The 15,542-nt window shown below is 61.8% G+C and carries 10 protein-coding genes and 2 pseudogenes; 4 read left to right on the top strand and 8 right to left on the bottom strand.

Annotated elements, in window-relative coordinates; all coding sequences use genetic code 11:
• Nucleotides 1-250: 250 nt before the first annotated feature.
• From GIV35_RS27530 to GIV35_RS16940, 3 genes and pseudogenes are all read right to left on the bottom strand, one after another.
• A pseudogene (locus GIV35_RS27530) lies at nt 251-682 on the bottom strand (methyl-accepting chemotaxis protein); the annotation flags it as partial.
• 108 nt (nt 683-790) lie between these two features.
• Nucleotides 791-1,477 (bottom strand): annotated as a pseudogene (locus GIV35_RS27525) (PAS domain-containing protein); the annotation flags it as partial.
• A gap of 186 nt (nt 1,478-1,663) precedes the next feature.
• A complete protein-coding gene (locus GIV35_RS16940; protein ID WP_014716799.1) occupies nt 1,664-1,996 on the bottom strand; it encodes a DUF2790 domain-containing protein in 333 nt (110 codons plus the stop codon).
• 226 nt (nt 1,997-2,222) lie between these two features.
• Between GIV35_RS16940 and GIV35_RS16935 the strand changes: the two genes are divergently transcribed.
• The 3 genes from GIV35_RS16935 to GIV35_RS16925 all read left to right on the top strand — a co-directional run bounded on the left by GIV35_RS16935 (nt 2,223) and on the right by GIV35_RS16925 (nt 6,011).
• Entirely contained in the window at nt 2,223-3,542 is a 1,320-nt protein-coding gene (locus tag GIV35_RS16935; protein WP_236264794.1) for an OprD family porin, read from the top strand.
• Nucleotides 3,543-3,879: 337 nt separating this feature from the next.
• Nucleotides 3,880-4,554 (top strand): heavy metal response regulator transcription factor, encoded by a 675-nt coding sequence (locus tag GIV35_RS16930; protein ID WP_073453482.1) that lies wholly within the window; start codon nt 3,880-3,882, stop codon nt 4,552-4,554.
• A complete protein-coding gene (locus GIV35_RS16925; protein WP_236264793.1) occupies nt 4,551-6,011 on the top strand; it encodes a heavy metal sensor histidine kinase in 1,461 nt (486 codons plus the stop codon). Before GIV35_RS16930 ends, GIV35_RS16925 begins: the two co-directional genes overlap by 4 nt.
• Before the next feature lie 58 nt (nt 6,012-6,069).
• Here GIV35_RS16925 and GIV35_RS16920 read toward each other — a convergent pair whose 3' ends face one another.
• The 4 genes from GIV35_RS16920 to GIV35_RS16905 form a co-directional block, all read right to left on the bottom strand.
• Nucleotides 6,070-9,213, bottom strand: coding sequence for a CusA/CzcA family heavy metal efflux RND transporter (locus tag GIV35_RS16920; RefSeq protein ID WP_236264792.1), 3,144 nt, complete (start codon nt 9,211-9,213; stop codon nt 6,070-6,072).
• Nucleotides 9,214-9,231: 18 nt separating this feature from the next.
• Complete coding sequence (locus GIV35_RS16915; protein WP_096144137.1) at nt 9,232-10,338, bottom strand: efflux RND transporter periplasmic adaptor subunit; 1,107 nt, start codon at nt 10,336-10,338, stop codon at nt 9,232-9,234.
• A 19-nt stretch (nt 10,339-10,357) separates the two neighbouring features.
• Nucleotides 10,358-11,584, bottom strand: coding sequence for a TolC family protein (locus GIV35_RS16910; RefSeq protein ID WP_236264791.1), 1,227 nt, complete (start codon nt 11,582-11,584; stop codon nt 10,358-10,360).
• A gap of 109 nt (nt 11,585-11,693) precedes the next feature.
• Nucleotides 11,694-12,599 (bottom strand): cation diffusion facilitator family transporter, encoded by a 906-nt coding sequence (locus GIV35_RS16905; RefSeq protein ID WP_223024468.1) that lies wholly within the window; start codon nt 12,597-12,599, stop codon nt 11,694-11,696.
• 217 nt (nt 12,600-12,816) lie between these two features.
• On the opposite strand from GIV35_RS16905, the gene GIV35_RS16900 reads away from it, so the two are divergent.
• Nucleotides 12,817-14,187 carry a GntT/GntP/DsdX family permease gene (locus GIV35_RS16900; protein ID WP_198716852.1) on the top strand — a complete coding sequence of 457 codons (1,371 nt, stop codon included), beginning with the start codon at nt 12,817-12,819 and terminating at the stop codon, nt 14,185-14,187.
• 3 nt (nt 14,188-14,190) lie between these two features.
• On the opposite strand, the gene GIV35_RS16895 is transcribed toward GIV35_RS16900, so the two are convergent.
• Nucleotides 14,191-15,480, bottom strand: coding sequence for an MFS transporter (locus GIV35_RS16895; RefSeq protein WP_198716851.1), 1,290 nt, complete (start codon nt 15,478-15,480; stop codon nt 14,191-14,193).
• Between the last annotated feature and the right edge of the window lie 62 nt (nt 15,481-15,542).

Raw genomic sequence — 15,542 nt, 5'->3', positions numbered from 1 at the left:
TGGATATGTACACGGTCCAACTGTGTTGACTGTCAGGCCGTCTTCGCAGGCAAGCCAGCTCCCACATTGGATCGCGGGGCATCAGTTATATCTGTGTCGGCTGCCAGGCCGTCACGGGAGCAAGCTCCCTCGCCACAGATTTAGCGTCGTGCCGAAGTTGTGTAGATACCTATGGCCATCGCAGGCAAGCCAGCTCCCACAATTGGGCACTGTTGTATTCAAAAGCGGGTTTGGCGTCCGAACGTTCTCTTTAGCTCGACAGCTGATTGGCAAACTGCCCGACCGCACTCACAACCTTCTGCGCACCGTCCTGAATCTCGACGATCACGGTACCCGCCTCGGCCGCCAGGGCCAGGCCCTGCTCGGCTTGCGCACGACCGTCGGCCATCAAGGCCACCGCGTCGCGGGCCATGTCCTGGTTCTGGCGCACCACACCAACAATTTCCTCGGTGGCTTTGCTGGTACGTGACGCCAATTGCCTTACTTCATCGGCCACCACCGCAAAGCCACGCCCCTGCTCACCGGCACGCGCCGCTTCGATGGCGGCGTTGAGCGCCAGCAGGTTGGTTTGCTCGGCAATGCCGCTGATGGTCTTGACGATGCTGCCGATCACTTGGGACTGGGCATTCAACGCCTCGATGCCTTCACCGGCCTGTTGCATGTGCTGGGCCAGGTCGCGCATCACGTCCACGGCCTGGGTGACCACGGTGGTGCCGCGCTGGGCGCTGTCGTCGGTTTGCAAAGAGGTGCTGTAGGCAATATTGGCGGCCTCGGCCACTGCCTGCTCGCGGTTGACCTGGTCGGTAATGACCGTGGCGAACTTGACCACTTTGTACAGCCGCTCATTGGCGTCCAGCACCGGGTTGTAGGTGGCCTCCAACCACACCAGGCGGCCGTGGCTGTCCACACGTTTGAAGCGCGCGGCGACGAACTCACCGGCGTTCAGGCGCTTCCAGAACTGTTGGTATTCGGCACTGTTGTATTCCTGTGGCTCACAGAACATACGGTGATGCTTGCCTTCGATCTGCGCCAGGCTGTATCCCATGGCGCCGAGGAAGCGGTCATTGGCGGTGAGTACATGCCCCTCCAGGTCAAACTCGATCAACGCGGTGGAACGCATCAACGCGGTGATCAGGTTTTCATGTTCACGCGAACTCTCGATGGTGCGAGTGAGGTCGCTGGAGAACATCGAAAACTGCTTGATGCGCCCCTCCGAACTGCGCACCGGCTGCACGATTGAGCGCAACCAGGCTTCCTTGCCATTGCCGCGCATCAGGCGTACGGCGCCGGCAAAGTGTTCGCCGCGGGCCAGCGCGTGCTTGAAACGCAGTTGGAACTCGTCCTGGCGCACATGTGTCGGCACCAGGTCTTCGATAGCACGCCCGACAATCTCGCCCAGCGAATAAGCCAGTTCCTGCAGGAAGTTGGCATTGGCCCACTCAACACGGCCTTCAGGGTCCAGTGTCAGGCAGAGCATCTCGTTTTCCAGGCTCTCTTTCACCTGGAGCAAGCTCGACAATTCTTCGCGCAGAGCGGTCAGCTCCTGCTTCAGGCGGGTATTGAACATGGGGCACCGTTAGGCAAGTGAGGTGGGTGTACTTACTTGCATCGGCGCTGTCGGGGTTTTCTGAAGAGCGCTTGAGCCCTGGGCCGAACTATATTTTCAACCGCCATTGTTACGGCATACGCCCATGACCTGATATTCCAGGGTATTGAGCTTGCCGCTGGAGTCTTCATAGGTCATGCGCGACGGCACGGCGTTGCACGAGCGGATCGGCGGCGTCACGTTGACGACCTTGGCAATGTCCAGGTCCATGCCATAGCGGTACGCCTGGACCTCAGGCACCGGCTTGCCTTTTTTGATGGCGTACGCGGCCATGGCCTTCTCATTGCGCTCCATCATCAGGGCAAAAGTGCGATCCCCGCCCCCTTCGGCCAGTGCGCCAAATGACAACACAGCCGTTAATACAGCCAAACCTGCTTTATAAAAGTTCATCGCGGTTTCCTCGACTGAAAAGTTCAGTGTCGAGATTAACCAACCCACCCTGACGGCAGGTTCACTAGAACATTACTTATTTGTTAGATGGCCGTTAGTTTCCAGAATTGTAATCTTCGCGCCATGCGGCTGTTACCCACCGTTTGCAACTATCAGCCAGGGCCATATCAATAAAAACGCCCGCCTCTATAAGAAGCTGATAACTGCCATCACCGAGGAGCGCATCATGAGCATTCGTCATTACACCCTTCCCTTTTCATTGATGGCCGCGTTGCCCCTGGCCGCGGTGGCGGTGGAAGACACACCCGAGGGTTTTATCGAGGGCAGCCGTATCAACGTGCTGGCACGCAATTTCTACTTCAACCGCGATGACCGCAAAGGCCAGTCCAGCCCCACTGGCAATGGTTACTCCGAAGCCTGGGCCCAGGGCTTTATTGGCAAATTCGAATCCGGCTTTACCCAGGGCACCGTGGGTTTTGGCCTGGACGCATTCGCCATGTACGGCCTTACACTTGACTCGGGCAGCGGCCGCAGCGGCGGCAAAGGCTCGTTCGGCGTGCTGCCGGTGAACAGCGACAACCAGCCGGAAAACAGCTACAGCAAAATCGGCGGCGCGGCGAAACTGCGCGTGCTGGACACGGTAATCAAGGCCGGCGACGTGTTCCCCCTCACCCCCGTGGTAGCCTACGGCGACTCTCGCCTGTTGCCCGAGAGCTTTCGCGGCGTCACCCTGCAAAACACCAGCCTGCAAGGCTTGAGCCTGCAAGGCGGGCGCCTGAGCGGCATGAGCCAGCCCAGTGAAAGCGGCATGAACAAAGGCTTTGCCACCTTCTATGCAGGCAAGGTCGACTCGCCCTGGATCGCCTACTTCGGCGGTGACTACCAGCTCAACAGCCATCTGGGCTTTAGCCTGTACAGCAGCCGCTTGAAGGACGCCTGGGACCAGTACTACTTCGGCAGCAATGCCAATTACGCATTGACCGACGACGTGTCATTGTTCGGCGACTTCAACTACTACAAGGCCGTGGACGAAGGCGAGAAACGGCTCGGCGAGTTCGACAACAACATCTGGAGCGCCAGGCTCGGGGTCAAGGTCGGTGCCCACAGCGTGGCCGTGTCGCACCAGCGTAACAACGGCGACGATGACTTCGACTACCTGCGCCAATCAGACTCGATCTTCCTCAATAACTCGATCCAGTACAGCGACTTCAACGCGCCCAAGGAGCGCTCATGGATGCTGCGCTACGACCTGGACATGCAAGCGTTCGGCATTCCCGGCCTGTCGTTCATGACCCGCTACGGCAAAGGCACCGGCGCCGACTATAGCAACGCCAATGCCGTGTATATGCGCCGCGATGCAGCAGGTAACCCGTTGACCGATCAACGCCGTTGGGAACGGGATATCGAGGCCAAGTACGTGGTGCAAAGTGGGCGTTTGAAGGATTTGTCCCTGCGCTTGCGCCAGGCCACCGTGCGCTCCAGTACGTTTGAATCAGACCTGGAGGAAGTTCGTCTGATTGCCGAATACCCATTGGTCGTGCTGTAGCCCTTACATTCGCTCGCGATTAACTAACATCTGTTCACAAATAGCCAGTTATCAAAATTGTAATATTGGCCTCAGCTTCTCGTTAAGTGGAACTTTCTATACTCGCTTCAACTTATTCACCCGAGCACATTCATCTCTGAAGCTTTTGTGTAGCTCCTTTGGAAAGAGATGAATTTTTAACGCCCCGCTTGGGGCGTTTTTTTTGCCTGCAGCGCGGTGCGACCGACGGTCGCAGTTGACCCTAGAGTTACTTCAGCCTTCAGACTTTTCCCACTTCCGAAACCGCCGCCATAGGGAAATGGGCGCCTTCTCTCCCCTAATTCAAGAGGTAACCCCCATGCGTATTCTTGTGGTTGAAGACGAGCAGAAAACCGCCGACTACCTGCAACAGGGCCTGAACGAAAGTGGCTACGTGGTCGACTGCGCCGCCAATGGCGTCGACGGCCTGCACCTGGCCGGGCAACACGCCTATGAACTGGTGATTCTGGACGTGAACCTGCCGGGCAAGGATGGCTGGCAAGTACTGGAAGAATTGCGCCGCAACGGCACCCAGCGCGTGATGATGCTCACCGCCCGTGGCCGGCTGGCTGACAAGATCAAGGGCCTGGACATGGGCGCCGACGATTATCTGGTCAAGCCGTTCGAGTTTCCCGAACTGCTGGCCCGCGTGCGCACCCTGATGCGTCGCAGCGAGCACATTCCACAGCCGGAAGTGTTCCGCGTCTCGGACCTGGAACTGGACCCGCGCCGCCACCGCGCTTATCGCGGCGCCCGGCGCATTGACCTGACCACCAAGGAATTCGCCCTGTTGCAAGTGCTGATGCGCCAGGCCGGCGAAGTGCTGACCCGTACGCAGATTATCTCCCTGGTGTGGGACATGAATTTCGACTGCGACACCAACGTGGTCGAAGTCTCCATCAGCCGCCTGCGCGCCAAGGTGGATGACCAGAGCGAGGTCAAGCTGATCCACACGATTCGCGGCGTGGGCTACGTGCTGGAAGCGCGCCCATGAAGACCGGCAGCCTGTCGATGCGCCTGGGCTTGACGGTCAGCCTGATGGGCGCGGGCCTGGTGTTGCTGCTGGCGACCCTGGCCTACCTGGCCCTCACCCATGAGCTGGAAAAACTCGCGCGAAAAAACCTGGAAAGCAAGATGGAACAGATCCAGCACAGCCTGGCCCTGGGCCTGGACGCCCATGCCATCCGCGCCCGCCCGCATTCGCTGATGGACCTGGTGATCGGCCACGACAATTTCCACCTGACCATCGTCGGCACCGCGCCCGATAACAGCGTGCTGCTGAACGTCGGCAGCAAGCCCCAGGAACCACTGCTCACCGACTTCAAGCCACGGGAAACCCTGGGCTACCTCAATTGGATCGACAGCTACGGCAACCAGGTACTCAGTGCCTCCAGCTTGATGCGCCTGGCCAACGGTGAACGTGTGCGGGTGCTGCTATCCCTGGACCGCATGGACGACCAGGCATTGCTCAGTGCCTACCTGCGCGCCACGCTCGTTGCGCTGCCGCTACTGCTGATACTGATTGGCATGGGCGCATGGTGGCTGGTGCAACGGGGCCTGGCACCGTTGAAGCAGTTCAGCCAGGTGGCGGCGAAAGTCACCACCCAAGACCTCACCCATCGCTTGTCCGTGGACAACCTGCCCCACGAACTGGGTGAACTCGCCCACGGCATCAACGTGATGCTCGACCGCCTGGATGCCGGGGTGCAGCAACTCTCGCAATTCTCCGATGACCTGGCCCACGAACTGCGCGCGCCCTTGACCAACCTCATGGGCAAGGCCCAGTTGACCCTGTCGCGCCAGCGCCCGCCGCAGGAATACAAGGCGGTGCTGGAATCCAACACCGAAGAGCTCGAACGCCTGGCGCGGATTGTCAGCGACATGCTGTTTCTGGCGCAGGTCAGCCACCCGGCGGCGCGGGCCTCATTCACCGAGGTGTCCCTGGCGCAGGAAGCCCAGCGGGTGATGGAGTTGTTTGCCCTGAGTGCCGAAGATAAAGGCGTCACCCTGAGCCTGCGCGGCGATGCCTGGGTGACCGGCGACCGCCTGATGATCCAGCGGGCGATTTCCAACTTGCTCTCCAATGCCATTCGCCACACACCCGAGGCCTCTACCGTGTTGCTGTTGGTGGAGACCTACGAGCAGAGCGTATCGCTGTCGGTGGGCAACCCGGGGCGAGGCATTGAAGCGCACCACCTGCCGCACCTGTTCGAACGCTTCTACCGCGCCGACAGCAGCCGTACCCGTGCCGAGGGCGGCACCGGGCTGGGACTGGCCATCGTGAAATCGATCATGCATTTGCATCAGGGGCATGCTCATGTCACCAGCCAGCCTGGGCGTTTTACGCGGTTCAGCCTGGCCTTTCCCCTGACGCTGGAAGCACCGCTGTCCCCCTGTGGGAGCGGGCTTGCTCGCGAAGGCGGTGTATCAGTCAGCAAAGGTATCGACTGACCCGGCGCATTCGCGAGCAAGCCCGCTCCCACAGGGGGTTGCGGCGTTTTCACGGTTGTCAGGCGGGCTCTTCTTCGCGGCGATGAGCCCACTGATACAACGCCGGCAGCACCAGCAATGTCAGCAAGGTCGAAGAAATAATCCCGCCAATCACCACCGTCGCCAATGGGCGCTGCACTTCGGCGCCGGTGCCGGTGGCGAGTGCCATGGGGATAAACCCGAGGGACGCCACCAGCGCGGTCATCAGCACCGGGCGCAAGCGGGTCAACGCGCCTTCGTGGATCGCCACCGATAACGAGCGGCCTTCCTCGCGCAGGTTTCGGATGAAGGCGATCATCACCAGGCCATTAAGCACCGCCACGCCCGACAAGGCGATAAAGCCCACCCCCGCCGAAATCGACAGCGGAATATCACGCAGCCACAAGGCCATGATCCCGCCGGTGAGCGCGAAGGGGATGCCGGTAAACACCAGCAGCCCATCCTTGAGGTTGTTGAACATCATGAACAGCAACCCGAACACCAACAGCAACGCCACCGGCACCACGATGCGCAAGCGTTCGGAAGCCTCCTTCAACTGTTCGAACTGGCCGCCCCAGGTGGTCCAGTAACCGGCAGGGATTTTCACCTGGGTAGTGATGGCGGCTTCGGCCTCCTCGACAAACGAGCCGATATCGCGCCCACGCACGTTGGCGCTGACGATCACCAGGCGCTTGCCGTTCTCGCGGCTGATCTGGTTGGGGCCCAGCACCAGGTCGAGGCTGGCAACCTGGGACAAGGCGATAAAGCCCAACTGCCCCGAGGTACTACTCGCCAGCGCCGGCACAGGGATCAACAGCCGTGACAAGCCGTCGATATCGGTGCGCAACGTGTCGGACAAGCGCACCACCATGTCAAAACGCCGATCACCCTCGTACAGCGTACCGGCCTGGCGCCCACCGACAGCGACGGCGATGGTGTCCTGCACATCACCCACATTCAGGCCGAAGCGAGCGGCCTTGTCGCGGTCAATATTGATGGTCAGCACCGGCAGGCCGGAGGTCTGTTCCACCTTCACTTCCGAGGCGCCGTTGAGCTTCTGCAAGGTCTCGGCGATTTCCCCGGCTGTCTGGTTGAGCACCGCCATATCATCGCCGAACACCTTCACCGCCACATCGCTGCGCACTCCGGAAATCAGCTCGTTGAAGCGCAACTGGATCGGCTGCGACAGCTCATACACGCTGCCCGGCACAATCGCGCTGGCCCGTTGGATGTCAGCGATGATTGCCTCGCGGGACTTCTTCGGGTCTGGCCATTGGTCCTTGGGTTTGAGCATCACGTAGCTGTCGGAGATATTCGGCGGCATCGGGTCGGAGGCAATTTCCGCCGTACCGGTGCGCGCAAACACCCGCTCGATTTCCGGCACTTGGGCCAGTAAGGTTTTTTCCAGTTGCTGCTGCATCTGCACCGATTGGGTCAGGCTGGTGCCAGGCACACGCAGCGCCTGTTGGGCAAAGTCGCCTTCGCTGAGGCTGGGGATAAATTCACTGCCCATGCGGCTGGCGACCAGGCCCGAGACGACGATGGTCAATGCGGCCAGGCCGAACACCAGGGGCCGACGCACCATCACCCAGTTGAGCACCGGGTCATACACCCGGCGCGCACTGCGCATGACGAAGTTTTCTTCTTCCTTGACCTTGCCGGTGACGAACAACGCAATCGCCGCCGGTACGAAGGTCACCGACAGAATCATCGCGCCAAGCAAGGCAATCACCACCGTGAAGGCCATGGGGTGGAACATCTTCCCGGCCACGCCCGTGAGGGCGAAGATCGGCAGGTACACCACCATGATGATCAACTGCCCGAAGATCAACGCGCGTCGCGCCTCCTTGGCCGCGGCGAACACTTCGTGCAGGCGTTCACTGCGGGTCAGCAACCGGCCGTGGCGCTGCTGCGCGTGGGCCAGGCGGCGGATGGCGTTCTCGACGATCACCACCGCACCGTCAACGATAATGCCGAAGTCCAGCGCGCCCAGGCTCATCAGGTTGGCGCTGACTTTGTTGGTGAACATGCCGGTGAAGGTGAACAGCATCGCCAGCGGAATCACCATTGCCGTGATCAGCGCCGCACGGATGTTGCCCAGAAACAGGAACAACACCGCCACCACCAGCAACGCACCTTCGAAGAGGTTTTTCTTCACCGTGGCGATGGCTTTTTCCACCAGGTTGGTGCGGTCGTAAACAGTGACCGCCACCACGCCTTCGGGCAGCGAGCGGTTGATCTCCTCAAGCTTTTTCGCCACCGCCTGGGACACGCTGCGGCTGTTCTCGCCGATCAACATGAACACCGTGCCCAGCACCACCTCACGGCCGTTTTCGGTGGCAGCGCCGGTACGCAGCTCACGACCAATGTCGACCTGGGCCACATTGCGCACGCGGATCGGCGTGCCGTCCGAGGTGGTGATGACAATGTTGGCGATGTCGTCGATAGACGCCACCTGGCCCGGCGCGCGGATCAACAACTGTTCGCCGCTGCGCTCGATATAGCCGGCGCCGACGTTGGCGTTGTTGCGCTCCAGCGCCGTGACCAGATCGTTGAGGGTCAGGTTGTAAGCGGCCAGGCGCTTGGGGTCTGGCGCAATCTGATATTCCTTGGCGAAGCCGCCGATGGTATTGATCTCGGCCACGCCTGGCACGTTGCGCAGCTGCGGCTTGATGATCCAGTCCTGGATCACCCGCAGGTCGGTGGGGGTGTAAGGCGTACCGTCCTCTTTGCGCACACCGTCCTCGGCTTCGACGGTCCACAGGAAAATTTCCCCAAGGCCAGTGGAAATCGGCCCCATCGCGGTTTCGATGCCGTCAGGCAATTGCTCACGGGCCACTTGCAGGCGTTCGTTGACCAATTGGCGGGCAAAGAACAGGTCGGTGCCGTCCTTGAAGATCGCCGTGACCTGGGACAGACCGGAACGCGACAGCGATCGCGTCTGCTGCAGGCCCGGCAGGCCGGCCATGGCGGTTTCGATGGGAAAGGTGACGCGCTGCTCGGTTTCCAGCGGCGAAAAACCGGCCGCCGCCGAGTTGATCTGCACCTGTACGTTGGTGATGTCAGGCACCGCGTCGATGGGTAGTTTCTGATAGCTGGCGATGCCGACACCGGCCATCAACAGCACCGCCAGCAACACGATGATGCGCTGCTCGATGGCGAATTGGATAAGGCGCTCAAACATGGGGAATCACTCGCAGGATCAATGGGCGTGTTCGGCCGAGCCTTTGCCCAGTTCGGACTTGAGGATGAAGCTGCCAGCCGTCGCCACCTGCGCGCCGGCTTCCAGGCCTTTACGCACTTCGACGTAGCCGTTTTCACTGACGCCCAGTTCAAGATGGCGGGTGATAAAGCCGTCCGCGGTGCGCACAAACACCGAGGGTTTGTCCTCGACGGTCTGGATAGCGGTTTGCGGCACGGCCACCTTGGCCTGATAAGTATCGGTAGCCACTTGCACGGCCACGAACAAGCCCGGGCGCCAGGCGTCGTCGGGGTTGGGGACCGTCACGCGCACGGTAGCGGTGCGCGTCTGCTCACCGAGCAAGTTGCCCACATAAGCCACGGTGCCCAGCACTTCGGTGCCCATTTCCGTCGAGCTGACTTTCACCGGTTTGCCCACGCGAACCTTGTTCAAGTCCTTGGGAAATACGCCGAAGGTGACCCACACCTGGGACAGATCCGAGAGGGTGAAGGCATTACTGGTTTCACTGACCACCTCGCCCACCCCCAGGTGTTTTTCCACCACCACACCGGCGAAGGGCGCACGCAGTTCATAACGATTGCCGCCGGCCAGTACCGCGCTGCCGCTGAGGGCAGTCATTTTTTGCCGCGCATTGTTCAGGGCGATTTCGGCTTCTTGCAGGGTCTGCCGCGCCAGCAGGTAATCCTGTTCGGCAGAGATTTTGTCCTGCCACAACTGGCGCTCACGCTGGAAGGTGGTACGCGCCAGTTCGACCCGGCGCTCACTGGCGGCCAATTCGCTGCGCTGGTCGGAAATCTGCTGGCTGGCGATCACCGCCAACAGCTCACCCTTCTTCACCGACTGGCCCAGGTTGACCTTCACCGCCTCCACCACGCCCGCCGCACGGGGCACGATGTGGGAAGTACGGTCTTCATCAAAACGCACCTCGCCCGGCAGCGTCAGCACGGTGCTGATGGCACGCGGTTGCGCCTGGGCCAACTGGATGCCGGCGGCTTGAATCTGCTGCTCGGTGAGTTCGAGCTTGCCTTCTTCTTCCTCGGCGTGGGCGAAGCCGGAAAGCATCAGGCCCAGGGCGACGGCGAGCGCCATGCCATGTTTTTTGTTCATCAGGAGACTCCAGGAAAAATCAAAAGCGGGCGAGGTCGCCGTAAATGCGTTCGATGCGTACCCAGGCCTCGGTGGCCTGGGCGGTGGCCGCAAGGTATTGGGTGCGGGCCGCGATCAAGGTGCGCTGGGCGTCGAGCACGTCGAGGAAGTTGAACTTGCCCATCTCGAAGCCACGGGTGGCGCTGTCTACCGCACTTTGTGCGGCGGGCAGGATCTGCTGGTTGAACGCGCGCACTTCGGTATTTGCCGTTTGCCACAGGTCCAGGGCCTGGCGGGTTTCGGTGCGCAGGCGCAGCTCGGCGGCGTTGCGCAGGTCGCGGGCCTGGTCGGCGCGTCGGGTGGCCGCGAGGATGTTGCCCTGGTTGCGGTTGAACAGCGGGATCGGCATCGACACGCCCACCAGGTTCACCCGCTCGCGCACACTGGCGTCGTATTGGCTGCCGATGGACACGTCCAGGTCCGGAATGCGCTGGGCTTTTTCCAGGCCCACGCTGGCTTCGTTCTGCACAATGTTGAGTTCGGCCAGGCGCAATTCGGCCGTTTGCTCAAGGCGTGCCAGCAATGGCGCGGCGGCGGGTAACGCCGGTACCGAGGGGCTTGGCGTGGCGACGGCCTGGAAGTCGGTGGCGGCGCTGCCGGTGCTGGTGGCGAGGCGACGGTAGGCGTCAGTGAGGCCGATCTGGGCGCGGTTCAATTCCAGGCGGATTTGCGACACCTGCACCTGGGCGCGGGTGGCTTCCACGGGTGACGACTTGCCAGCGGTGACGCGCCCGTTGGCGACCACCAGGCCGCGCTCGGCAAGCGTCATGGAGCGTTGCGCCAGGTCAAGGCGTTCCTGGGCGCGCAGGGCGCCGTAGTAGCTGTCGATGACATCGGCGCGCAACAGGTTGCGACGCTGCTCCAGGGTCAGCGCGGCGGCATCCTGGGCCCGGGTGGCCACTTCGATACGCGCACTGCGCTTGCCGCCCAGTTCCAGGGTCTGGCTGAGTTTGATGCTGGTGGTGCGGCTGTTGCGGCGGGTGTCTTCGGCGTCCCAGGAGGCCACCGGGTTGGGGATCAGGCCGGCCTGTTGGCGGCCGCCTTGGGCGATGTCGATTTCCCATTGTGCGGCCGCCAGGTCCGGGTTGTTGGCGAAGGCGGTTTGCAAGGCTGCATCGAGGGTGAGGGGTTGTGCCTGGGCGGCGTTTGCGGATATCCACACTACCAATGCCGCCGCCCCCAACAGTGTTCTAACAAAAATTGCCATAACGAGAGTTCCACGCCCATGAAGTCGCTGAGGTTTCCCAGCGGGGGCAATGTAGCTTTCGGTACTTATCAGGGCCGTGGGCGAAAGATTACAAATCCGTTAGCCAGGCTCAGGCATGCACTTCGTCGTGATCGTCATGTTGAAAACCCTCGCCCTCGACCTGGATCGTGGCATGGGAAATATCGAATTGTTCGTGCAGTAATTCCGTCACTCGGCTGAGGATCTGTTGCTCGCTGCCTTGGGACGCATCCGCGACCAGGTGCGTACTCAGCACGTTCTTGCCACTGGTGAGGGCCCAGATGTGCAGGTCGTGTACGTCCTTGACCCCAGGCACGCCGCGAATGCCCTGCTCTACCTGCTCGATATCCACACCTTCTGGCACACCTTGCAGCAGGATGTTCATGCTCGCCTTGAGCAACGTCCAGGTGCGCGGCAATACCCAAAAGCCGATGGCGGCCGCGACCACGGAGTCAACCCAACCCCAGCCGGTGAACATGATCACCAGCGCGGCAATGATCACGCCGACGGAGCCCAGCATGTCGCTCCAGACTTCCAGGTAGGCACCCTTGACGTTGAGGCTCTCGCCACTGGCAGCGCTGAGCAGACGCATGGAGATCAGGTTGACCACCAGCCCCAGCAGCGCAATCACCAGCATGCCGGTGGACTGGATTTCGGCGGGCGCCTGCAGCCTCTGGTAAGCCTCGTACAAGATGTAGAACGCCACGGCGAACAACAGCAATGCGTTGAAGGCGGCCGCCAGGATCTCGAAGCGCGCATAACCGAAGGTACGCTTGCGGTCTGCCGGGCGCTTGGCAACCTGGATCGCCACCAGGGAAATCGCCAGGGCCAGGGCGTCGGTCATCATGTGCGCCGCGTCCGACAACAGCGCCAGGCTGCCGGTGACAAAGGCACCGATGACTTCGGCCAGCATGAAGCTGCCGGTCAGCCCCAGTGCGATCCATAACTTGCGTTCGTGGCCGGCGCGTACCTGGGCGTGGCTGTGTCCTGCGCTCATGAAATGTCCTCGTGGGTTGGGATGGGGCGGATCATAGAGCTATAGGCCAGATCCACGGGCATGGTTTGCAAAATTGTCATCTGAGCGCCAGAGGGTCGTTAGCTTCGGGCGCACCAAAATCGTTCATGCACGCGTTGGGGGAGCGCTATCAGGTATGCTTTTCAGACTGAAACAAAAAGAAACACATTAGCCAACCTACTCGATAAGGAGTCCCGTTTTGGAGTTATCGACTGCCACGTGGATGGTTCACGACACCCGCCTCATGCTCTGCGTGCTGTTGGCGATCGCCAGCATCATTGTGCTGATCAGCGCGACCAAACTGCCGCCCTTCCTGTCGATTTTGATCGGCACCTTTATCGCCGGGGTCGGCGCCGGCCTGCCGCCGGAAGAAGTGGCAAAGGCGTTCAGTAAAGGCGCCGGGGCGATTCTCGGGGAAGCCGGGATCATCATTGCCCTGGGTGCGATGCTCGGCGCGCTGATGGCCGAATCCGGCGCGGCCGACCGTATTGCCACCACGTTGCTCGGGCTGGGCAAAGGCAAGTCATTGCCCTGGGTGATGGCGTTGGTCGCCATGGTGATCGGCCTGCCGCTGTTCTTCGAAGTGGGCCTGGTGATGATGGTGCCGATCATCTTTGTGATGGCCAAGCGTTCGAACCAGCCGTTGCTGAAGATCGCCATCCCTGCACTGGCGGGCATGACCACCCTGCATGCCTTGATGCCACCTCACCCTGGGCCGCTGATTGCCGTAGGCGCATTGCACGCCGACCTGGGCCTGACCATGTTGCTGGGCTTTTGCCTGGCGGTGCCGGCAGTGATCCTGGCCGGGCCGCTGTATGGCAACTGGCTGTCCAAGCGCCTGCACGTGGATGAGCCGGCCGATATCGGCGCCTTGTTCAGCGCACCGCCCAAGGCCCCGCGCCAGCCGAGCTTCGGTGTGTCGCTGCTGATCATTCTGTTGCCGGTAATCCTGATGCTCGGCAGCACCTTGGCTAAAGTCGCGTTGGCGCCGGAAAGCACCCTCGCCCTGGCCTTGAAGTTCCTCGGTGAACCGCTGGTCGCCCTCGGCCTGGCCGTAATCGCCGCGGTCGTCTGCCTGGGTTGGGCGGCGGGCATGCCACGCGCCGACGTCGGCAACACCCTGCGCAAAGCCCTGGCGCCCATCGCCGTACTACTGCTGACCATCGGCGCCGGCGGCGGCCTCAAGCAAACCCTACTGGACGCCGGCGTCAGCCAGACCATCAGCAAAGTCGCCGAAGGCGCGCACATGCCCTACCTGCTGCTGGCCTGGCTGATCGCCGTGGCCCTGCGCCAGGCCACCGGCTCGGCCACCGTCGCCACCACCACAACCGCCGGCATCCTCGCGCCGATGATGGCCGGGTTGGCGGCAACGCAAAGCTCATTGGTCGCCCTTGCGATTGGCGCCGGCTCGGTGTTCTTCTGCCACGTCAACGACGCCGGGTTCTGGATGGTGCGTGAGTACTTTGGCTTGCAGTTGAAACAGACGATCTGGGTGTGGTCGGTGTTGCAGACGATTGTTTCGGTGGTTGGGTTGGTGGGGACCTTGCTGCTCTGGCACTTCCTGACCTGATCCTCAGGCGGCCAGGGTGTGGCGCTTGCCAAACAGCGCCACACTCGCCACCCCCACCGCCCCCATCACCACGCAATACCCCACGCAGATCCACGGACTGGTCGGCATCAGCGCGATCAACAACAACGGCGTAGTACTTGCCCACAGCGCATAGGCGATGTTGTAGGTGAAGGAAATGCCCGACACCCGCACCTGCGCCGGAAACAGCCCGACCATCACCGACGGCACCGCGCCCACCACGCCGCAACTCAGGCCCGCCACCGCATACGCCGCGCCGAGCCACACACCGCCGGCGATCAGGCTGGCGTACAGCAGCGCAATGCCCACCGGCAGCAACAGGCTGTAGACCAATACCGCGCGCCACGCGCCGATGCGGTCCACCAGCAGGCCGGCGAGCACGCAGCCGATATTCAGAAAGACGATGCCCAGGGCGCTCAGGGCGAAGGTGTGGCTGGGGCTCATGCCGAAGGTTTTCTGCATCATGGTCGGGGTGATGACCACCAGCACTACCACGGCAGACGTCAGCACGCAGGTGAGGATCATCGCCGGCAGCAGCACGGCGCGATGGTCGCGCAGCACGGTGCGCAAGGGCATTTCGGCGGCGGCCTGGCGACGCGCCTGCATCTCCAGGAACACTGGGGTCTCGCTGAGCCAGCGGCGCAGCCATACGCCGATCACACCGAATACGCCGCCGAGCAGGAAGGGGAAGCGCCAGGCGTAGTCGAGGATTTCGGCGGGGGTAAAGATTTGCGCGAGCAAGGTGGCGGTCAGTGCCCCCAGCAGGTAACCGAAGGTCAGGCCGGCCTGCAAAAAACCCAAGGCATAGCCACGATGGTGACGCGGCGCGTGCTCGGCGACGAAAGTCCAGGCGCTGGGCACTTCGCCGCCCACCGCTGCGCCTTGCAGCACGCGCAGCGCCAGCAGGATCAGCGGGGCGAAATAGCCGATTTGCGCGTAGGTCGGCATGACGCCGATCAACAGGCAGGGCAAGGCCATCATGAGGATGCTCAAGCTGAAGACGCGCTTGCGCCCCAGGTGGTCGGCAAAGTGCGCCATCAGGATGCCGCCCAGTGGACGGGCGAGGTAGCCGGTGACGAAAATGCCGAAGCTTTGCAACAGGCGCAGCCACTCGGGCATTTCCGGCGGGAAGAACAGTTGGCTGAGGGTCAGCGCAAAGAACACGAAGATAATGAAGTCGTAGATTTCCAGGGCGCCGCCGAGGGCGGCCAGGCCCAGGGTTTTGTAGTCGGAGCGGGAAAAACGCTGCGCCCGTGGGGAAAAGGTGGCAGTCATGTGCAGGCTCGGCAGACAAACAAAATGGCGTGCAGGTTATGAGCTGAGCCCATTGATGGCAA

The sequence above is a fragment of the Pseudomonas sp. PA-1-6B genome (assembly GCF_021609545.1).
Classification (GTDB): domain Bacteria; phylum Pseudomonadota; class Gammaproteobacteria; order Pseudomonadales; family Pseudomonadaceae; genus Aquipseudomonas; species Aquipseudomonas fluorescens_BV.
This window is presented reverse-complemented; position numbering and strand designations above follow the sequence as displayed.